Origin of the sequence: Flexithrix dorotheae DSM 6795, from assembly GCF_000379765.1 — a bacterium.
Lineage (GTDB): Bacteria > Bacteroidota > Bacteroidia > Cytophagales > Flammeovirgaceae > Flexithrix > Flexithrix dorotheae.
Genome location: NZ_KB903431.1, coordinates 372,280 through 393,676, shown reverse-complemented (window position 1 = coordinate 393,676; position 21,397 = coordinate 372,280). Strand labels below are relative to the sequence as shown.

The window sequence follows — 21,397 nt, the reverse complement described above, 5'->3', positions numbered from 1 at the left end:
TTAATTTTCAATAATTTTTTAATAAGCAAAGAGAAAAATGGCCAGGATTTTAATTGTAGAAGACGAACCCAATATGCGAATGGGATTAAGGGATAATCTTGAATTTGAAGGATACGAAGTTGAAATTGCCGAGGAAGGAAAATCAGGATTGGACAAGATTCTGAACAATTCTTACCACCTGGTTTTGCTCGATGTGATGATGCCAAATTTATCTGGATTCGATGTCTGTAAAACAGCCAGAAATAAAGGTATAAAAACCCCCATTATTTTATTAACTGCTAAGGGGGAGGAAATTGACAAAGTGCTGGGCCTGGAGCTTGGAGCCGATGATTATATCACCAAACCTTTTGGCCTCAGAGAACTTTTGGCCAGGGTGAAAGCGGTGTTAAGAAGGACAGAATCTTTGGAGGAAAACACTCCTCGAAAAGGTGAAACCAGAATTGGTAATTTAACCGCAGATTTTAGTAATTATGTTGGAACTGTAGGAGGAAAACCAGTGAAAATGTCGCACAAGGAGTTTGAGATTTTACATTATCTGTGGAATCATAAAAATGAAACGGTAAGCCGAAATCAGCTATTGGAAAACATCTGGGGCTATGATGAATTTCCCACCACCAGAACCATCGATAATTTTATCCTAAAACTAAGGCAAAAAATAGAATCAGACCTTAATGATCCTAAAATTATCCTTACTGTGCATGGGGTTGGTTATAAATTAATTGGGTAAGGGCATGTTTAAATTTTAACTGTTTCGCTGCAAACGCCCATTTATGAAACCTCACTTCAAAATAAAATTCTCAAATAACGCTGCTATTCAAAAATTTTCTTTTTTCGTGAGAACCCAAAACTGGACGTTTTCGCTTGAAAACCTAAATTTTAAACACACTCTAATAAAAAAACACTTCACTGAATGAACAGTGAAGTGTTTTTTTATTCATATACCAGGCTTAATTTCTGGTGAAGGTAAAAGTTCCATCTCCTTCCATTATTGTTTTCACACCAAATTGATCAGACTCTTGTTTTAGTGTCCATAAAAGCACCAGTTTGTTCTCGGATAATTCCTTAATTGTAGCCTCCTGAATTGCAGAAACATCATCAGTGATATACAGTTTATTTCCATCAATTTCCCAATCACCAGAATTAACGAAGCTTAAACCATTCTGCTCCGAAATCATCTCATTTCCACCCATGTCCATTTTCAATACCACATCGTAGGTTCCTGATACCGAAAATTCGTTCGGGTTTTCTGAAAAATTTATTTCATTATTTAAGTTCTTGCCCTCACCGGTAAAATTTATCTTAGTACTTTGACCATTAAAAACGGTAGTGGAAGTACCAGAATAATCCACTGATGACATTTTCCAGGCACCTACAATCATTCCCTGGTCTGGTGTAGCTGGTTCGTCCTCTGAACAAGAAAATAATACCGAGGCAATTAATGCGAAAATTAAAAATTTAATTGATTTCATTGATTTTTTTAAATTAGTAATAGTTTTAAATATTTTAGATAACGGAAACGTAAAAATACCACACATCATATTTATTTAAACTTTTATTTTAGCATACACATAAAAAAAATTATTTTTTAATAAAAAAAATTAATATTAACAAATTATAAACTCAACAACAATCCTGCAGATTGGTTTGATTATATTCAAAAGTTTTCCCATTTGAGAGCAATCAAAATCAAGGCACTTTACGCTTTGACAGCGAAATAGATATGCTAATTCCAAAACCTAATTTTAAAAATACAGGTATAATAAGATTAATGAGGATAATCTCATTACTTTACCTGATTTTTTAACTCAATATTACCTTCCACAATTGACAATGGCTATTTCTAAAACCCTAAAACTACTCGGCATTACTTTTTATCTGTTTAGCTTTTCCAATTCCATTTTTGCTCAGGAAAACCAGGATTATGCCACCATCTATATTTATAGGAAATACAATTATGTTGGTGCTGCACTTTCTCCTACAGTAACTGTAAACAATAAAGAATACTTTAAATTAAGATGTCCTGGAAAGGTGACTATGAAATTATATTCCCAGGGAAGGTATAATGTTGAAGTCTCCAATAAGAAAATTTCCCTTAATGTTAAACATGGACAAAAATATTTTGTAGGCATTGTGCCTGTTTTTGGAGGTTTTACTTTGAGAGAAGAAACCAATCAGGCAAAAGCAAAAAAACAATTTGAAAATATTGGAGAAAAAAGGCATCAGAAATTTGAAGAAGATGTCATGTTTCCTATGATTGAAACTACAAATCCACCCTTATTTAATAATAATGCAAATCCTGGAATCGCCAACAACAATCCATCTTCATCAAATCCTTCCTCTGGTCCTGTTCAGGTAAAAACTACTTTAAACAAACCTGTACTTATTTCGGACATTTCCATGGATATTCCAGTAACTGGAGTGAACAATAGGGATGCGATTGCGGTAGTTATAGGAAATTCAAATTATGAAAAAACGAAAAAAGTAGATTTTGCCCTTAATGATGCTTCAGCTGTAAAAAAATACTTAATCAATGTGCTGGGATATCAGGAAGGAAACATTTTTTATCTGGAAGATGCAAGCAAGGGAGACTTTGAGTTATACTTCGGCAACACAGGAAATCCAAAAGGAAAATTATTCAATGCAGTCAGAGCCAATCTAAGTGACATCTTCATTTTCTATTCCGGACATGGAGCACCAGGCCTTAACAATCAGGAAGGATATTTTGTACCTGTAGAATGTGATCCTCAATATGTAGAACTCAGCGGTTATGCCCTTAATACATTTTATAACAATATTGCACAAATTCCGGCAAGGAAAACTACAATTGTGATGGATGCCTGTTTTTCCGGAGCCTCTATTTATGAAAATATTTCTCCTATAATTATTAAATCGAAAGGGGCAATCGGAATTGATAATGCAGCTGTATTTTCTTCTTCAGCTGGGGACCAGGTTTCAAGTTGGTACCCGGAAAAAAAGCATGGCATGCTTACCTACTTCTTTTTAAAAGCAATCCACAATAAGAATGGAGACACCAATAAAGACAATAAATTGTCTTATTCGGAAATTTATCATTTTATAGCCGATCCAAATTATGGAGTCCCCTATTATGCCAGAAGACTCCATGGCCTGGAGCAGGTACCTGAATTATCCATGGAAAACCCTGACGAAATTTTTGTAGAATTCCCATAAACAACTTAAAAGGCTCAACTAAAAATCATGGGAACCAGGGTCTGGGACAACACAATTAGCAAAATCACGGAAATAATATTGAGGTAAATACCGGCTTTTACCATTTGGGATACTTTAATATGCCCGCTGGCAAAAACTATGGCATTTGGCGGAGTGGCCATTGGCAACATAAATGCACAACTAGATGCCATGGTTACCGGAATAGCCACTAACAATGGATCAATATCCAGACCTTTTGCCACACCTGCCACTACAGGTAGTAGAATGGTGACGAGTGCCACATTACTCATCAATTCGGTCATAAACAACATGATGGTTATCAAAATAGAAATCACCATCAAATTACCCATATGACCAGAATCTGCTACCGATTCTCCAATTAAATCAATTATCCCGGTCTTTTCCATACCTGCAGCAAGGGTAAGTCCACCGCCAAATAGAATTAAAATTCCCCAGGGAAGCTTGGTGGTATCTTTCCATTCCAACACAAATTCTCCAGTTTTATAATTAATCGGGAATAAAAATAAGGCCAGGGCACCGGTCATGGCAATTCCCGCATCTGTCAATTTTACAAAAGGGATGAATGGGTTGATATAACTTCTTGAAATCCACAAAACTGCTGTGCAAATAAATACTATTAATACCCTTTTTTCACCAGCCTTTAAAACCCCCAGTTTTTGTTTTTCAGCCCGGATTACCTCAGCTGAGCCTGAAAAATGCCCCAGTTTATTGGGATATAATATCTTAACCAGGAAAAAATAAGTAATGAATAAGAGTACTGTGGTAAAAGGAAATGCCATTAACATCCAGTTTAAAAAACTTATTTCAAACCCCATAGATTCGTAAATAAAACCTGCAAATACGGAGTTGGGAGGAGTTCCGATAAGGGTTGAAATTCCCCCAACATTTGCAGAATAGGCAATTCCCAGCATAATTGCCAATGAAAAGTACCTTAATCCTTTTGATTCGGGATCAGTCTGATCGCTTAAAAGAGAAATTACAGAAACTGCAATAGGCAGCATCATCACGGTAGTGGCTGTATTACTTATCCACATACTTAAAAAGGCAGTGGCTAACATAAATCCTAATATAATTCCATTGGCATTCGTCCCTGTAAAACTTACTATATTTAAGGCAATTCTTTTGTGTAATTGGTATTTCTCCATACCAAGGGCCACAACAAAACCTCCCATAAATAAAAACACAATTGGAGAGCTATATGGAGCGGTTGCTTCTTTAATATCCAAAACACCGGTAAAAGGTAACAAAACAATTGGTACCAGGGCAGTTACGGGTAATTCAACTGCCTCTGAAATCCACCATGAAATCATCAGGCTGGCAATGGCTATTACTTTTTGTGATTCCGGGTTTAAAGGAGGAATCACAGGGATTGAAAGAAATATAAAGAATAATATTGGTCCCAAAAAAAGCCCAATCTTTTTGGTTAGTGGAAAAGAGGTATTCATTAGTTCAGTTATAGATCAGTTTATTTTTTGAATCCTCTATTATAGCAAATTGTTGAGAAAAAGGGAAAGTGAGTTGAGTTTAAGAAGAATTTAATTATAGTATTACTCAAAATTCAGGATATGTAAAGAGAAATAGAATTTATGGTTTTTTTTTCGGAAATTGATCCGTAATATTGGAAATTACCCTAATGAAACTTCAAGGAGATAAACCTATTATTACAATGAACATAAAAACCTATTCCCGCCTGTTTACGCTCATTCAAGTAATCATATTTTCATCACTTTTTGCTCAGGAAGGAGAACATCCTAAGCCTAATCCACTAAAAATTGGAGCAGAAGCCCCTGATTTTAAATTACCCGGGGTAGATGGAAAGGAATATACTCTAAGCGACTTTTCCGAAAAAGAAGCTTTGGTAATTATTTTCAGTTGTAACCATTGCCCAACAGCACAAGCCTATGAAGACAGAATAATACAGCTTACTGAAGATTATAAAGGCAAAAGTGTACAAGTTGTGGTTATCTCTCCGAATGCGCCAAATGCCGTAGCCTTAGGAGAATTAGGCTATTCTGATTTGGGCGATTCATTCAAGGATATGCAGACAAGAGCTAAAGAAAAAAATTACAATTTCCCTTATCTGTACGATGGCGAAACCCAGGAAGCTTCATTAAAATACGGACCAATTGCCACTCCACATGCCTTTTTATTTAACAAGGAAAGAAAGCTCAGTTATGTAGGCAGGTTAGATGGTTCTGAAAAACCGGGCTCAGCAAATGCGGAAGATTTAAGATCGGCCATAAATGCAGTGTTAGCAAATAAAAAAGTGAGCAATCCAATCACCAAAACATTTGGATGTTCTGTAAAATGGGCATGGAAAAATGAATGGAAAAAGAAACTTGATGAGAATTGGGCTCAGCAGGAAGTTACCTTAAATGAAATTTCCCCAGAAGGAATTAAACAGTTAATTAAAAATGATACTGATAAATTAAGACTAATAAATGTTTGGGCTACCTGGTGTGGTCCCTGTGTAATGGAATTTCCCGAGTTTGTGGATATCCACCGAATGTATATGGAGCGGGATTTTGAATTTATTTCCATCAGTGCCGACAAGCCTGAAAAAAAAGAAAAAGTGCTGGCGAAATTGGAAAGAATGGAAGCCGCTACCCAAAATTACCTTTTTAGCCTGGAAGACAAATACCAACTCATAGAAGCCATAGATGAAAACTGGCAAGGAGCACTTCCCTACACTATATTAGTAGAGCCTGGGGGAAAGATTCTATACAGTCAGCAGGGCACCATTAATCCTTACGAAATCAAGAAAAAGATTGTGGAAAGCAAGTATATTGGAAGGTATTATTAAGTTACCTTATTCCGTAGTATTTATTTTCAAACTCATGTAGCAAATTAAATAAGAAACACTATATTTGCACCTCGAAAATTTAATATCAATTTTTCAAACATTTAAAATTAATTAAAAACATGAGTTTGAAACATTATGAGACAGTTTTCATAATTACTCCCGTTCTATCCGATCAAGAGGTAGAGGAAACTGTCGATAAGTTCAAAAAATGGCTTTCAGATCACGGTGCAGATGTTTACCATGATGAAAAATGGGGTCTAAAAAAACTTGCTTACCCAATCCTGAACAAAACAACAGGAGTTTATCATTTATTTGAGTTTAAGGCAGATCCAACAGTGATTGCTAATCTTGAAATTGAATACAAGAGGGATGAAAGAGTCATGAGATTCTTAACAGTTAGCCTTGATAAATATGGCGTTGAATTCAACGAGAGAAGGCGAGCTGGTGCATTTAAAAAGACAAAAAAATCTGAACCACAAAAAGAGGAGGCTAAAAAATGACATTAGTAAACGAATCAATCAACAGAGGAGAACAGCAAAAAAAATATTGCAGGTTCAAAAAACACAGGATTAAATATATCGATTATAAAGATCCTGATTTTCTTGCCAAATTTTTAAATGAGCAAGGTAAAATCCTTCCAAGAAGGTTGACAGGTACAAGCTTAAAATTTCAAAAGAAAATTGCTGTTGCAGTAAAAAGAGCTCGTCAATTAGCCTTGTTACCTTACGTAACTGACGGTTTTAAATAGTCTATAAATTTCTTAGGAAGAAAATTCGAAGTATGCAAATACTGAGGTTTTAACCCTTAAAAATATTACAATAATGGAAGTAATTTTAAAAGAATATATAAAAGGACTAGGCTATAAGGACGACATAGTAAATGTTAAGCCTGGTTATGGGAGAAACTATCTTATCCCACAAGGATTTGCTATCCTTGCGACTGAATCGAATAAAAAGGTATTGAAAGAAAACCTTAAACAAGCTGCTCACAAGGCCGAAAAAATCAAAACTGTTGCTGAGGAATTGGCGTCAAAAATTGGTGATTTGGTAATTGAAATTGGAGCAAAAGCAGGAGAATCAGGAAAGATATTTGGTGCAGTAACAACCACTCAGGTTGCTGAAAAATTAAATGAAAAAGGTTTTGAAGTAGATAGAAAGAAAATTTCTTTCTTAAGTGAGATCAAAAACCTTGGTGAATATAAAGCACTATTAGATTTACACAAAGAAGTAAAACACGAATTAACAATCAAGGTTGTTAATGCCTAAGTTTTAACTTTGGGATCTACAAAAAAAGTCAGTCTGAATTTTCGGTCTGACTTTTTTTATGTCAAATAGTTTTTCAATAAAAGAAAAAGGCAGTGGTTTCAATAATGAAACCACTGCCTTTTTTAATTGCAGAATATGGGTGGGATTATACGTCTACATTAGCGTATTTGGCATTTTGCTCAATAAACTCCCTTCTTGGTCCTACTTCATCTCCCATCAACATAGAGAATAAATGATCTGCCTCCGCAGCCGATTCTATATCTACTCTTTTCAAACTTCTATGCTCAGGATTCATGGTAGTTTGCCACAGTTGTTCCGGGTTCATCTCACCAAGACCTTTATACCTCTGAATATGTACAGAACTTTCTTTACCTTCACCAGCCATTTCCAGAATTAGTCTATCCCGCTCATTATCATCCCAGCAATATCTCTCGGTTTTACCTTTTTTCAATAAATAAAGCGGAGGCTGAGCGATATACACATATCCATTTTCAATCAATTGCTTCATATACCTGAAGAAGAAGGTTAGGATAAGCGTCCTGATATGACTACCATCAATGTCAGCATCCGTCATGATGATAATTTTATGGTACCTCAATTTCTCAAGGTTTAATGCTTTTTCATCCTCTTCGGTTCCAAAAGTTACCCCCAGAGCAGTGATGATATTTTTAATTTCTTCATTATCATAAATCCTGTGTTCCTGGGCTTTTTCCACATTAAGAATTTTACCCCTTAAAGGAAGAATCGCCTGGAAATTTCGATCTCTACCCTGCTTGGCTGATCCACCAGCAGAATCCCCTTCCACCAGATAAACCTCACATAAAGCGGGATCTTTTTCAGAACAGTCAGACAGTTTACCCGGCAATCCTCCCCCACTCAAAACATTCTTCCGCTGTACCATCTCTCTGGCTTTTCTTGCCGCATGTCTAGCTTGAGCAGCCAAAATTACCTTCTGCACAATTAGCTTGGCCATTTGAGGATTCTCTTCCAAATAGGTAGAAAGTGTATCCCCTACTGCAATATCCACAGCTCCCATAGCTTCTGAATTGCCAAGCTTGGTTTTGGTTTGTCCTTCAAACTGAGGTTCAGGTACCTTTACGGAGATAATAGCAGTTAACCCTTCTCTAAAGTCATCACCTGTAATATCAAATTTCACCTTATCCAACATGCCAGACTTGTCGGCATATGATTTCAAAGTTCGGGTTAAGGCCCTTCGGAAACCTGCTACGTGCGTACCTCCTTCATGAGTATTAATATTATTCACATAGGAATGTACATTTTCAGAGTAGGAAGTGTTATACAACATTGCTACCTGAACCTGAATGTTGGATTTTTCACCTTCCATATAAATAGGCTCCGGCAAAATCCTGGTTCTGGTTTCATCCAGATAAAGCGCAAATTCCCTTAATCCTCCTTCAGAAAAGAACTCTTCGGAAAGTTCATTCCCATTTTCGTCCTGGTTCCTTAGGTCAACCAGTTTAATTTTGATTCCAGCATTCAGATAGGCAAGTTCCCTTAACCTGCTTTTTACAGTTTCATAAGTATAAACTGAAACAGAGAAAATGGAATCATCAGGCCAGAACCTTACGGTAGTTCCATGCAATTCAGACTCACCAGTCACTTTTACATCATATTGAGGAACACCTTTCTTATATTCCTGCTGAAAGATTTTACCTTCACGGTGGACATTTACTTTCATGTCCTTCGACAGTGCATTCACACATGAAACACCCACACCGTGCAATCCTCCAGAAACTTTATAAGTATCTTTATCAAACTTTCCACCGGCATGAAGAACTGTCATTACAACTTCCAAAGCCGACTTTTTTTCTTTGGGGTGCATTCCGGTAGGAATTCCCCTACCATTATCACTCACCTCAATTGAATTATCAGTATGAATGGTTACTTTAATTTCATCACAGTAACCTGCCATAGCCTCATCAATAGAGTTATCTACAACTTCCCAAATCAGGTGATGGAGACCTTTTATTCCTATATCTCCAATGTACATTGCTGGCCTTTTTCGTACTGCTTCCAGGCCCTCAAGAACCTGGATATTACCGGCCGAATAATTCTCGTTATTTTCTTCCATTTATTCTTAAGTTATTCCCGCAATAATACAATTTTTTAAGCTAAATACCAAGGAACTAATTAAAGTAAAAACCAAGGGTTCCATTAGTTTCACATGAGGTCAATTAAAAGAAGAAGATATATTTATTACTAACCTGTAATTCAAGAACTTACACCAAACACTTCAATTGAATATTTAATTTGATTACGTGTAATTCAAAGCTGATTTCATAGTAATCCGTCCTGTCTTCAAATCCATTATAAAAATTACAAAAAAATACAAATTTAAAAAGCATAAAAATTGCAAAAAAATCACCCTTTTCAGGTATTAAAAAAAGGTATTCGGAGAATTCCAATTTCATAAAACTGTTGGTGCATTTGCCAAGAGAATTTCCACCAATTTTGGTTTCGAAAATATCCCAATTAATTTTGGGGAAATTTAAAATAAAAAAAGGCGAAATGATTGTTTTTCCGAATGCTAAGATTAACCTGGGATTAAACATAACTGAAAAAAGACAAGATGGATATCATAACATTCTTTCTTGTTTCTACCCTGTAGGCTGGTCGGATATACTGGAAATTATTCCAGCCGCTAGTTTTTCATTTCAATCCACCGGGATAGATATTCCCGGAGATCCAGAAACGAATTTGGTGGTGAAAGCCTTCAGGTTATTGAAAAAGGATTTTAATTTGCCTGAGGTAGCCATCCATTTGCATAAAGTCATTCCTATTGGAGCAGGATTAGGAGGAGGTTCATCTGATTGTGCTTTTGCCTTCAAAGCCCTGAATGATTTGTTTGAACTTAAAATGAGTTCGGAAAAAATGCAGCAATATGCGCAAACATTGGGAAGTGATTGCCCTTTTTTTATTGAAAACAAACCACTTTTTGTATCAGGAACAGGGAATCAATTTCAGGCCACCAACTTAAGTTTGAAAGGAAAATATATTATCCTGGTTTACCCAGAACTACATATTTCCACCAAAGAAGCCTATGCAGGCATTACCCCCAAACCGCTTACAGATGATCCATTTGTATTATTAGAAGGTCCTGTAAACCAATGGAAAGGAAAACTGTCTAATGATTTTGAAATCAGCTTATTTCCAAATTACCCTTTTTTGGAAGCGTTAAAACAGAAATTTTATGATCAGGGTGCTTTATATGCAAGCATGACAGGTTCCGGATCAACTGTTTTTGGCATTTTTGAAAATAAGACAACACTAAATTTCCCATCCCAATACACTGTTTGGGAAGGGTTTCTGGAATAAAAATTTGACTAAAATGAATACAGTTCCTTTTAATCTTTTGTCTTCATATTCAATTGTAAATTATGAGCAAAAGTGAATAGATCCTCCTCTTTCAGCCAGGCTTTTTTCTTATTCGAAATTACGATTACGAATTGATCGGTGGTAAATTGTAATTCATTTGGAGCATCCACATACTTTCGGTTTTCCTTATCTCTTCGCCTTATTTTTGTCATCCACCCTAAGCTGTTTCGGATGTCAATACTATCCTTTTTATTATATCTTGTTGGTTGATAAGCCTTTGTAAAGATATCATCTACAGCGGCCTTGTTGTATAGATAAGTAAGATCAAATTGAAAAACACCTTTTTCCAAATCGTAAATCAAATGTCTTGACTTATAGTTTCCTTCCAATTTTGCTCCAATTCCCCTTGAAGACTCCCCTATTCTATATAGATTAAAATAAAGCATTAATTGGGAAGAATCCGGTTTGGAGGGAAAAGTGAGAAAGGTGTTATGAAATGGCTGATAGGAAAGTAAACCATTTTTTTGCGAAATATTTCTGGCAAAATCCAGAATGTTTTGTTCCGAACATTTCAAGGAATGGATGAAATACAAAAATTTCTGGTCATTATCCGATAAAACCAGATACCTGGCCAATTTCCCTCTTTTGGGTTCTATATTCACCAAATATCCCTTTAACTGCACTTCTTCATTGATTCCAATATTCTTGGGTATCATTTCCTCAAATTCATATTCCCTGGTATCCATGATGGATTCAGCAAAATATTTTGTCAATTCTTCACCGAATGGATTTTCCTCTTTCAATTTTACCACATGGGTGGTAAAGGCAGTACCCGTTAAATTATCCTTGTAATCTACCTCTACAAATCCATGAGCATGTTGAATCACTCGTGTGGGAACAACTCCCCTTGGCATATCAAATACAATTGATTTTAGAGAAGCGTATTGCATAATTTCCAGAGAATCCTGAGGATTTACCAGTTTTAAATCGGAAATAAAGTATTCATCCGAAAAAGGGGCCTTTTGCAAAACCTCATACAAATGGTTGGAAAAAGGAGGTTTTTCAGCATTTAGATACGACAATTTAAAATCATCTTCATCGAATTCCTCCATCTCCTCCGACAATTTATTAAAATTCACAATATCAAGGTATTGCAAACTAAAATCGTCTTCGTATTCAATCCTTTTGGCCATGGCCCCTTCCAGACTTTTGTAAGCATCCAGTAAATTCAAAAACCAATAACCATTGGTCTCAGTCCGCTGCAAAATGGTATAAGGAGCCATTCCCATATTAAATAGCCTTTCCACATTAGCAGCTGCTTCCTGATAACTTCTATACTTTCCGGTGATGAGTGCATAAGGTTTTTCGGCATTAAAAACGTCTGGTTTTGGTCTGCAGCCTACTATGGATAGGAAAATGAGAAAGATTAAGAGTTTTGGAAAATAAATTTTTAGAGACAAAACGGGAAAATTTTGCATGTTTGGGGTAAAGTTTTTTAGTAGTTCAGTAAAATTTTCATCAAGTTAGTAATCTAATACAGCATCCTTACCTAGTTGTTTATTATTATGGTCCCGGATCCTGCTTTTATATTTCCTTCAAAATGGGATTTTTTTTGTAAAAATTAAAATTTGGATAGTATATAATCTTAATTTAGAATTCATAAAACCCTATTAGGCTACAAAAATAAGCATTTTCGACAAACACTTCCTGTTAATGGGAAACTTCACAAATGGAAAATAAAACAGATATTATAATTGTAGGGGCTGGAATTTCCGGGCTCTATTGTGCTTACATGCTTAAAAGTCAGGGATTTAAAGTTCAAATTCTTGAAGCATCTTCTCAAATTGGGGGGAGGATAAAATCACTCACTAATTTCTGTGATTTGCCTATTGAACTTGGGGCGGAATTTATTCACGGGAAAAATTCTACACTATTTAATTTCCTGGAATACCTGAATCTAAAACCTCAAAGAATCAGAGGAGAAAACCTCATATATTTTAAGGAATCACTACATGAGGAAGAAGAGGCCAGTGAAAAATTCCCTGAGCTTAATAAAGCATTTACATTTTTTGATACGCAATGGGAATATGAGGGAGAGGAAATAAGCGTGCAGGATTATTTGGAAAATCAGGCTTTTTATAAAAACACGAAGAACATTTTAGATGCATTTGGATTGGAATATGGTACCTCTAATAATCATCTGGGCATGAGATCGCTTGCCAAAAATGAAGCTTTATGGACAGCAGGAAAAAATGATTACAAGATAGAAGGACCTCTTCAGGATATATTGAAGGAATTTAAAGAAGTGATTGAGGAAGATTTAAAACTGAATTCCATTGTAACTGATATTATTTATGAAAATGACCAGGTTCAGGTAAAAGATGCCAGGCTTAATTATTACGAAGCCCAAAAAGTGGTAGTCACAGTTCCATTGAGTATTTTAAAAAACAATTTAATCCAGTTTCAACCGAAATTGCCCTTATTAAAAATTGAAGCTATCCAGAAGATAGGTTTTGGCTCAGGAATGAAAGTATTTCTCTTATTTAGGGATCATTTTTGGGAGGAAGATATTTTTGAGATTTATGGAGGAAAGGATTGTCAGTTATATTATAACCCCTGGCCAGGAAGAAAATCAGCTCCGGCAGTGCTTGTAGGATATATAATGGCTGAAAGAGCTGAATATCTTGCCAAATTGGGAAACCAGTCAGTGGAAATACTCGTTAAAGAACTTGATCAATTTTTTGGGGATAAAATTGCCTCAAAAAATTTTGATAAATTTTATATAATGGATTGGACTAAAGAACAATTTATTCACGGGACTTACTCATTTGATAGCCCCTTTAGTGAAGGAAAGAGAATGGTACTGGCTCAAAATTTGAATAACACCCTCTTTTTTGCTGGTGAAGCTACAAATTATTATGGTCATAGCGCTACATTACATGGAGCAATGGAAAGTGCGGAGAGAGTGGTAGAAGAAATTACCGGTGGCATTGCCTAATTATTCTAATTTATGCAATACCAATTCAAAAGATTGATTACTGTAAAATTTAATTTGCTTATTTTTGCACCAAAATCTGATAAAACTTTTAGTCAAATATGATGAATTTTTAATTTTTCACTTTTTAACAGATATAGGAATTTCCTTTTATCTCTATAAAACTAAAATCATTAAATTTCGATTAAGCTATTGTTTTAATAATCTTCCCAAACAATTTAATCCTATAATTACATCATAAAAACCAATTAAGTAGAGCATTAATGCCGGGAAATGGATGGGAATACAAATTCCTTTTCTAAGTCAATTGTCTTAGATCGATTTCAAAAAGGCTGAAGCAATACAATTATTAATAATTATATCAATAAAGAGTTTTAATTTAAAATCCTTAAAATTAAATTGGTTATTGTCTGAGATTTAACCTAAATAAACCGAAAACAACTCTCAGACGCGTACCTAAATAAATTAAATTATGAAAATTTTAAGCACGTTCATTATTTTATTACTTACAACACTTATAAGTTTTGGACAAGATTTATATGTGGTTCATGTAAAAGGTGACATTGCGGTAAAAAATACAAATAATCCTGTGAAGGTTGGTGACATGCTTTCCAGTTCCGATGAATTGAAATTCCTGGATCCTGCAGCAAGAGCAGTTGTTCTTGATGAAACTGGAAAAAGAATGGTAGTTGGAGGTGAGAAAGTGGAAAAAACCGCAGATGGAGAATTTATTAGTTTCGTAAAAGATGTGATTCTTCCGCTTGAAGGAAATATTCAGTTAAGTACCCGTGGTGGTGACCCCATGAATATTCTTGATTTTAAGAACTTCTTTGGCAGTGACAAATATGTGATCATTGGAGACGAATTAGTGATTGGCCCAAATAAAGAAAAATTTGTATTGGAAAATGGCTGGACATTTATTTTCAGATACGAAACTGAAGACAGGCCTGTAAATAAAATTGTGGCTCAAAAGGATGATTATCTGGTGTTAGATAAAAACAGGTTGTACAAAACTAAAGGAAGAATTGTAGAACCAGAAAAAACCTATCCGGTTGACCTGATTTATTTTAATACGCAAACAAATGAAAACCAGAACCTTGTAACCTTCCAACCACTGTTTATTCCCGAGGAAACCTTATTGATTGAACTAAAATCGGTGGCGAACTTCCTTCAAAACAACAATGTAATGCAGGGGAAAGCTCTTCAGGAAGAATTATACAATTTTGTACTGGATGTACACGGACCAACCAATAAGGAAATATTTCTGAATTGGATAGACTCTAAAGAGTTGATTACCAAGAGGTAATTTTCTAATGGTAAAAAAAAAACTTCCGAATGATCTTAATTAAAATCTTCGGAAGTTTTTTTTTGTCCTAAAATTCAAATTGCTTAATTCATTTGCAATTCATATTATTGAAATGTAAAGATCAGGAATTAATAAAATCCTTCGGAAACAGGAAATTAATTCAACCTCCTTCAGTTAAATAACTGATCAACTAATTTTTTAATATTTCTAATTTAATCTTGGCTCCTAATTTTTTTTCCAACAAAAAAAAGTTGCTGAATGTAGGACTTTCCTTAGTCCATGCAATTTTCCTCTTAATAGTTACTTTAATTTATCTGGCTATTTCCTTTACGCTGGATGATGAGATTGTGCTCATTCAGGCCACTTCCTCCATTAAAAACAAGCTTTTCCAACAAAAAAGACGTCCTGATACGGAAAGGTTTCTGCTGGTAAATGTTGCCTGGGATAAAAAACTCATTCCTAAAAAAGATACAATTGGAAATATTATCGGTAATCAGCCAATTACGAATAGAGAATCGTTAGCAAAGGTTTTAAATAAAATCAACCAGTTTCCTGATAATCACGAATTTATACTGGTGGATATCAATTTTATTGATCCTTCTCCGGATGATTCTCTGCTGGAATTAGAGTTTAATAAAATAAAAAGATGCCTTGTCTCCTATCATAAAAATGCAAAGGGAGAACCTGTTATTCCAATTGTCAAAGCACCAATTTCCCTTTCCGATATGCAGGTGGATGATGAAGAAAGGGATTTAATTTTGAAATATCATCTTATTCAGGGAGATTCTCTAAAAACCACTCCTTTGAGAATGAATGAAATCATTAACGGGAAAATGCATGAAAAAGGCCTGATTTACGACAAAATTGGAGGGAAAAGGAGCTTCAATTCTTTTATTCTGGATTATCCAATGGATAAAAATGACATATTCAACAGGGACCTTTATCGCTTTGTGAATATCCAGGAACTCGTAAATATCCCCCCTCCTTTTCTGGCCAAAATGGTAAAGGACAAAATTGTAATATTTGGAGATTTTGAAGACCGGGATATTCACAATACCATCTATGGAAAAATGCCCGGGCCTCTCATTTTGATCAATGCTTTTCTGGCTCTTGAAAGAGGTGACAATGAAGTTTCTCCCTACTTCCTTTTATTGCTACTTATCGCCTATACACTGATATCCTACAAGGCGATTACGGTAAGAGATCCGATTACCAAATGGGTGGAAAGGAAATTTAAGGACTACAATTTTGTAGTAGAATTCACGGTAGATGTTACTTTTTACCTGATATATTTCGGAATAGTTTCCATTATTTCCTACTGGTTTTTCCAAATCCATCTGACTATTTTATTTCTGTCTTTTTACATGCATTTTCTGGAAGTTGGGATAAAAACCATTGCCGAAAAGAAGGAAGAGAAGAAGTTAAAAGCGGAAAGTTCTAAAGAGGCTTAAAATTCCAGGGATTGGACAGATTTAAATTTCCTTGTCCTTTTATCTAATTTTGAATAGGATTTTACACTATTCAAAAAATGACTAATGCAAAAATTACCAATTAAGTCAACAAAGATAATTTCCCAAAGGGAGAACCAAAGAATTGCAAAGGAAGACCTTGTAGTTACTGAAGAACCTTTGGAAATCATTATTGGATACGGGCCTGAGAATGAAAGAACCCAAACTTCACTGGCCATTACCATGCGTACTCCTGGTCATGATTTTGATTTAGTGGTCGGTTTTTTATTTAGCGAAGGAATTATTACTCAGGTTACAGATATTTCCAGCATCAGGCATTGTGAAAATGTAAAAAGTCCTGAAGAATACGGCAATGTGGTTAAAATTGAAATCAAGCCTGAAGTTAATTTTTCCAAAAATCACCTGAGTAGAAATTTTTTCATCAATTCCAGTTGTGGAGTTTGTGGTAAAACCAGTATTGAGTCCATAAATATGGAGCAATCCTATTTCAAAAATAACGACTCACAATTCCAGATTAGCTCCGAAATCATTCTGAAACTTTCTGAAAATTTATTTGCCCAACAAACCATTTTTTCCAACACAGGTGGATTACATGCTGCCGGACTGTTTGACACCACAGGAAGCTTATTGATGGTGAAAGAAGACATCGGGAGACACAATGCCCTGGATAAATTGGTTGGCTGGCAATTGATGCAAAAAAACTACCCAACCGAAAAAATACTGTTTCTAAGTGGAAGAGTGGGATTCGAACTCGTTCAAAAGGCGATTGTCAGTCAATTTCCAATTATTGCTGCGGTGGGTGCACCTTCCAGCCTGGCAGTGGATTTGGCGCATGAATTTAACATTACTTTAGTTGGGTTTGTAAAAAATAACGGATTCAATATTTACGCTGGAAAAGAACGAATTACAGAAAATTGAACTAATTTCACCTAGAAAAAACATCACCGATTTCAAATATCTATCGGATAATTATTTTTGTTTTACTCCAATATTAAATGGGAAAATAGGATGCTGTTTTTAGACTATATTTGTATTATAAGTAGTAATTCAACATTAACCGCGTGTTATTTTGCCATAAAAGAGTGATAGGGAGATTACTTTTTCTCGGGAATAATAGTGCCCGGTATGGAATACCCGGAGTGGAGCACTGGTGCTTAAATAATTGAAAAATACCATGAAATTAAGGATAAAAGGAAATTCAATCAGACTGAGATTAATGCAGGGAGAAGTAAATGATTTAAACGAAAAAGGTCTGGTAAAGGAAATTACTGAATTTGGATTATCCGAAGATCAGCGATTTATTTATTCCATTTTTAAAGATGAAAATAGTAAAGAGATATCTGCCAGTCTTAATACGAACCAAATACAAATAAAACTGCCTTCCAGGATGGTTAGTAATTGGGCAGAATCAGACCAGGTGGGTATCCAACATCAAATTTCAATAACTGATAATATTTCATTGGATCTATTAATTGAAAAAGATTTTAAATGCCTTACTGTAAGGGAAAATGAGGATGAATCTGATGCTTTTCCCAATCCTTTAGAAGAACACCCTAAAGAAGGAAATTGCTAAAAACCGTAATATTTTACCTGCCATCATTTACTTCCATTTAAAAAGAAAGTAGATTTGCGCCTTCATAATTTTGATTGGAAATACTACCTTCCCCATCTTTAAAAATATTTGGGTGGAGATAATTAAAATAGTAAATGGCAAGAAAGGAAAAAAAGAGATTTTACGAACAGGTAGAAATACTGGATGTGGCTGCAGAAGGGAAGTGTGTGGCTCGTGTAGAAGGAGATCTGGTAGTTTTTGTGGATATGGTGGTTCCTGGGGATGTAGTGGATATTCGGATCACCAAGAAGAAGAAAAAATTTCTTGAAGGAAGAGCAGAAAAGTTCCACAAATTTGGGGCTACCAGAATTGAACCTGCTTGTGGGCATTTCGGACTTTGCGGTGGGTGTAAATGGCAAAACCTGGAATATGAAAAGCAGCTTTTTTATAAACAAAAACAAGTTGTAGATAATTTTAAAAGAATAGGAAAACTGGAAATTCCCGAAATCATACCCATTCTTCCTGCTCCGGAAACGGAATTCTACCGCAATAAGCTCGAATTCACCTTTTCATCCTACCGTTGGCTGGAACAGGAAGAAATTGAAGCAGAAGGCGAAAATATCGACCGAAGAGGGCTAGGATTTCATTTACCTGGAAGATGGGATCGTGTGTTGGATATTGATAAATGCTATCTCCAGCCTGATCCTTCTAATGCCATACGGGATGCCATAAAAGCATATGCAAAGGAAAAAGGGCTTTCTTTTCACGATGCCAAAACCAGAAAAGGATACCTGAGGGTAATTACCATTCGAACAGCCAATACTGGTGATGTCATGTTAATTGTACAGGTATTTGAAGACAAACCTGAGGAGATTAATGGTTTAATGGAGTTTCTTAAAAACAAATTCCCTGAAATTACCTCACTGAATTATGTGGTCAATCCTAAAAATAATGATACCATTTACGATCAGGAAATCATTACCTACCATGGTGTACCCTACATTGTAGAGGAAATGGAAGGCCTGAAATTCAGGGTTGGGCCAAAATCGTTTTTTCAAACCAATTCCGAACAGGCGTATAACCTTTATAAGGTAACCAGAGATTTTGCTGAATTAAAAGGGGAGGAAGTTTTATATGATTTATATACCGGAACCGGAACAATCGGACTATTTATGTCCAAATCTGTGAAATCGGTAATTGGGTTGGAATATGTGGAAAGTGCAATTGAAGATGCCAAAAAGAATGCAAAACTCAATAATATTGATAATTGCAGCTTTTATGCGGGTGACATGAAGGATTTATTAAATGATGAATTTGTGGCCCAACATCCCAAACCAGATGTAATTATTACAGATCCTCCAAGAGCAGGTATGCATCCGGATGTTACAGAAATGCTGCTCAAACTGGAAGCTCCAAAAATTGTATATGTAAGCTGCAATCCCGCCACCCAGGCCAGAGATTTGGCGATTTTAAATGCCAAATATGAATTGATCAAAATTCAGCCAGTTGATATGTTTCCCCATACCATGCATGTGGAAAATGTAGCGCTATTAAAATTGAGAGAAATACATTAAACTTATTTTATTCTCATCGAAATACCGGACATCATGAAGTAAACTTCATTAGCCAGTTCGGCTACATGCTGATTTATCCAACCCTGAAGATCTGTGAATTTCCTTCCAAGGCTGGTTTCAGCATGTAACCCCATGCCTATTTCATTGGAAATAATAATCAGATTTAAATCCTGACTAATAAGGGAATTTATTTCAGCTTTAGTCTGCTGAAGTGTAAGCTCCACATCTCCATCATTATCAGTGAAAAAGTTGGTCAGCCAAAGGGTAAGGCAATCCAGTAAAACCACTTTCCCTTTAAAATCATATTGGCTAATTTTTTTCTCCTCTTCAATGGTGTGCCAGGAATCATCCCTATCTTCCTGGTGCCTTTTAATTCTGGCATGATGATCTTCATCCCAAATCCTTGAAGTAGCCAGATATATGGGTTTATTACCCATTCTTTTGGCTAATTCCTGACCAAACCTACTTTTCCCGGATCTTTGACCTCCGGTAATGAAATAAATCATATTTAATTCTTTCTTAACTTTTAACAAATGACAAAAATAGAAGGAATTGTGAAGACAGCCCTGTCTAAATTTTTATTTCTTTTATGAAATAGCCTTTTTGCCTTCAGCTTGATATAATCCTAATAATTTGACTATCAAACCATTATAAATAAATTAAAAAAAAGTAAGAAAAACATTGGATTAATTTATTCAAAAACATAGTTTTGCATCGCTTTTAAGGAAAGCAAATGGATAAAAAACCAATCGTTAATAAATGATTAATATCCATAAAGTTCTTTAACTTTGTATTGATTCGGAGCAGTAGTTCAGCTGGTTAGAATACCTGCCTGTCACGCAGGGGGTCGCGGGTTCGAGTCCCGTCTGTTCCGCAAGTTTTTTTCAACCTATTTTAATGTAAGTAGGAATGTTTGAGGTCTTATTTAATTTTGACCTTTTTTGGAGCAGTAGTTCAGCTGGTTAGAATACCTGCCTGTCACGCAGGGGGTCGCGGGTTCGAGTCCCGTCTGTTCCGCAAGTTTTTTTCAAGCCTTACCAATTTTGGTAGGGCTTTTTTATTGGCCTGTTTCCCTCAATTCATTTCAAATAAAACCCACTTTAATCTCTATCCCAGGTAATCTTTTTTAACTTTGAGGTGTCGGCAAAAATCATTTTACCAAAGGCATTAATTAATAAATGAATCTAATTATTTAATTCGAAAGAATTATAATCACTTTTGACCAACTAAGTATCAATCCATTTTTTCAAAATGAAGAAGAAAAAAGTCAGCCCCAATATCCTTCAAATGTTAGACGAATTCCGCTCCATTGCCATAACTGGATTAAACCACACTACAGGAGTTTATGATAAGGAAAGATATAAAAGAATGCTGGAATTACTTTCCGATGAATATGCATTCATTTCTGGTGAAAACAGTCTTGAAATAAGTGAAAAATTTGAAAAAGAATTAGGCTATAGCACTCCAAAAGTTGGGGTGAATTGTGCCATTATTAATAAAAAAGGGAAAATGCTTCTGGAATTTAGAGAAGATGACCGAAAATGGGGCCTTTTAGGCGGCTATGCAGAAACTGGTGAATCTCCTGAAACCTCTATAAAAAGAGAGGTACTGGAAGAATCAGGACTAAAAGTCACTAGTCTGGAAATGGTAGATATTGTCACCAGGTACCCGGGAGAATACGGACTGCCTCACACGCTTTACCTCATTCTTTTTTTATGTGAAGTAGAAGACAATGCTAAAATTAAACTCTCTCCGGAAAGTCTGGAAATTTCCTACCAGGATATCCATAGCATATCCGACTGGCACTATAACCACCAGGAAATGGCTGAGTTACTTTTAAAGCATTGGATGAAGAAAAATAAATCAAAGGCAAAAGGGAAATAAATT

The 21,397-nt window shown here is 35.4% G+C and carries 19 protein-coding genes and 2 tRNA genes; 16 read left to right on the top strand and 5 right to left on the bottom strand.

What is annotated here, in order from left to right:
* The first annotated feature begins 37 nt into the window (after positions 1 to 37).
* On the top strand, positions 38 to 727 hold the full coding sequence (locus tag A3EM_RS0105600) for a response regulator transcription factor (protein WP_020527192.1): 690 nt from the start codon (positions 38 to 40) through the stop codon (positions 725 to 727).
* Between the two features lie 220 nt (positions 728 to 947).
* Here the strand turns inward: A3EM_RS0105600 and A3EM_RS0105590 are convergent, their stop codons facing one another.
* Positions 948 to 1,469, bottom strand: a complete 522-nt coding sequence (locus A3EM_RS0105590) for a lipocalin-like domain-containing protein (RefSeq protein WP_020527190.1) — start codon at positions 1,467 to 1,469, stop codon at positions 948 to 950.
* Positions 1,470 to 1,830: 361 nt separating this feature from the next.
* On the opposite strand from A3EM_RS0105590, the gene A3EM_RS0105585 reads away from it, so the two are divergent.
* Positions 1,831 to 3,189, top strand: coding sequence for a caspase family protein (locus tag A3EM_RS0105585; RefSeq protein ID WP_020527189.1), 1,359 nt, complete (start codon positions 1,831 to 1,833; stop codon positions 3,187 to 3,189).
* A gap of 14 nt (positions 3,190 to 3,203) precedes the next feature.
* Here the strand turns inward: A3EM_RS0105585 and A3EM_RS0105580 are convergent, their stop codons facing one another.
* Positions 3,204 to 4,655, bottom strand: a complete 1,452-nt coding sequence (locus A3EM_RS0105580; RefSeq protein WP_020527188.1) for an SLC13 family permease — start codon at positions 4,653 to 4,655, stop codon at positions 3,204 to 3,206.
* 188 nt (positions 4,656 to 4,843) lie between these two features.
* On the opposite strand from A3EM_RS0105580, the gene A3EM_RS0105575 reads away from it, so the two are divergent.
* From A3EM_RS0105575 to rplI, 4 genes are all read left to right on the top strand, one after another.
* Positions 4,844 to 6,013: a redoxin domain-containing protein gene (locus A3EM_RS0105575; RefSeq protein ID WP_020527187.1), complete on the top strand. Its 1,170-nt coding sequence runs from the start codon at positions 4,844 to 4,846 to the stop codon at positions 6,011 to 6,013.
* Positions 6,014 to 6,132: 119 nt separating this feature from the next.
* Positions 6,133 to 6,513, top strand: a complete 381-nt coding sequence (gene rpsF / locus A3EM_RS0105570; protein ID WP_020527186.1) for a 30S ribosomal protein S6 — start codon at positions 6,133 to 6,135, stop codon at positions 6,511 to 6,513.
* Positions 6,510 to 6,761, top strand: a complete 252-nt coding sequence (gene rpsR, locus A3EM_RS0105565) for a 30S ribosomal protein S18 (protein ID WP_020527185.1) — start codon at positions 6,510 to 6,512, stop codon at positions 6,759 to 6,761. Before rpsF ends, rpsR begins: the two co-directional genes overlap by 4 nt.
* Before the next feature lie 73 nt (positions 6,762 to 6,834).
* Positions 6,835 to 7,278: a 50S ribosomal protein L9 gene (gene rplI / locus A3EM_RS0105560; RefSeq protein WP_020527184.1), complete on the top strand. Its 444-nt coding sequence runs from the start codon at positions 6,835 to 6,837 to the stop codon at positions 7,276 to 7,278.
* Positions 7,279 to 7,423: 145 nt separating this feature from the next.
* Here rplI and gyrB read toward each other — a convergent pair whose 3' ends face one another.
* Positions 7,424 to 9,370 (bottom strand): DNA topoisomerase (ATP-hydrolyzing) subunit B, encoded by a 1,947-nt coding sequence (gyrB, locus tag A3EM_RS0105555; protein WP_020527183.1) that lies wholly within the window; start codon positions 9,368 to 9,370, stop codon positions 7,424 to 7,426.
* A gap of 437 nt (positions 9,371 to 9,807) precedes the next feature.
* Here gyrB and ispE point away from each other — a divergent pair, with 437 nt between their 5' ends.
* Positions 9,808 to 10,614, top strand: coding sequence for a 4-(cytidine 5'-diphospho)-2-C-methyl-D-erythritol kinase (ispE, locus tag A3EM_RS0105545; protein ID WP_020527181.1), 807 nt, complete (start codon positions 9,808 to 9,810; stop codon positions 10,612 to 10,614).
* 29 nt (positions 10,615 to 10,643) lie between these two features.
* Here the strand turns inward: ispE and A3EM_RS0105540 are convergent, their stop codons facing one another.
* Positions 10,644 to 12,092 carry a hypothetical protein gene (locus A3EM_RS0105540; protein WP_020527180.1) on the bottom strand — a complete coding sequence of 483 codons (1,449 nt, stop codon included), beginning with the start codon at positions 12,090 to 12,092 and terminating at the stop codon, positions 10,644 to 10,646.
* Positions 12,093 to 12,343: 251 nt separating this feature from the next.
* Here A3EM_RS0105540 and A3EM_RS0105535 point away from each other — a divergent pair, with 251 nt between their 5' ends.
* The 6 genes from A3EM_RS0105535 to rlmD all read left to right on the top strand — a co-directional run bounded on the left by A3EM_RS0105535 (position 12,344) and on the right by rlmD (position 19,510).
* Entirely contained in the window at positions 12,344 to 13,612 is a 1,269-nt protein-coding gene (locus A3EM_RS0105535; RefSeq protein WP_020527179.1) for a flavin monoamine oxidase family protein, read from the top strand.
* A 469-nt stretch (positions 13,613 to 14,081) separates the two neighbouring features.
* The gene (locus A3EM_RS0105530; protein WP_020527178.1) at positions 14,082 to 14,915 is read left to right on the top strand and encodes a hypothetical protein; all 834 of its coding nucleotides are present in this window, start codon (positions 14,082 to 14,084) and stop codon (positions 14,913 to 14,915) included.
* 218 nt (positions 14,916 to 15,133) lie between these two features.
* The gene (locus A3EM_RS0105525) at positions 15,134 to 16,366 is read left to right on the top strand and encodes a CHASE2 domain-containing protein (protein WP_020527177.1); all 1,233 of its coding nucleotides are present in this window, start codon (positions 15,134 to 15,136) and stop codon (positions 16,364 to 16,366) included.
* Between the two features lie 84 nt (positions 16,367 to 16,450).
* Positions 16,451 to 17,302: a formate dehydrogenase accessory sulfurtransferase FdhD gene (fdhD, locus tag A3EM_RS0105520; RefSeq protein WP_020527176.1), complete on the top strand. Its 852-nt coding sequence runs from the start codon at positions 16,451 to 16,453 to the stop codon at positions 17,300 to 17,302.
* Positions 17,303 to 17,558: 256 nt separating this feature from the next.
* The gene (locus A3EM_RS0105515; RefSeq protein ID WP_020527175.1) at positions 17,559 to 17,957 is read left to right on the top strand and encodes a DUF7009 family protein; all 399 of its coding nucleotides are present in this window, start codon (positions 17,559 to 17,561) and stop codon (positions 17,955 to 17,957) included.
* 134 nt (positions 17,958 to 18,091) lie between these two features.
* Positions 18,092 to 19,510: a 23S rRNA (uracil(1939)-C(5))-methyltransferase RlmD gene (rlmD, locus tag A3EM_RS0105510; protein WP_020527174.1), complete on the top strand. Its 1,419-nt coding sequence runs from the start codon at positions 18,092 to 18,094 to the stop codon at positions 19,508 to 19,510.
* 2 nt (positions 19,511 to 19,512) lie between these two features.
* On the opposite strand, the gene cobU is transcribed toward rlmD, so the two are convergent.
* On the bottom strand, positions 19,513 to 20,016 hold the full coding sequence (gene cobU / locus A3EM_RS0105505) for a bifunctional adenosylcobinamide kinase/adenosylcobinamide-phosphate guanylyltransferase (protein ID WP_020527173.1): 504 nt from the start codon (positions 20,014 to 20,016) through the stop codon (positions 19,513 to 19,515).
* 294 nt (positions 20,017 to 20,310) lie between these two features.
* Here cobU and A3EM_RS0105500 point away from each other — a divergent pair.
* The 3 genes from A3EM_RS0105500 to A3EM_RS41625 all read left to right on the top strand — a co-directional run bounded on the left by A3EM_RS0105500 (position 20,311) and on the right by A3EM_RS41625 (position 21,394).
* A tRNA-Asp gene (locus tag A3EM_RS0105500) sits at positions 20,311 to 20,384 on the top strand.
* 69 nt (positions 20,385 to 20,453) lie between these two features.
* A tRNA-Asp gene (locus A3EM_RS0105495) sits at positions 20,454 to 20,527 on the top strand.
* Positions 20,528 to 20,761: 234 nt separating this feature from the next.
* Entirely contained in the window at positions 20,762 to 21,394 is a 633-nt protein-coding gene (locus A3EM_RS41625) for an NUDIX domain-containing protein (RefSeq protein WP_020527172.1), read from the top strand.
* Positions 21,395 to 21,397 lie beyond the last annotated feature (3 nt).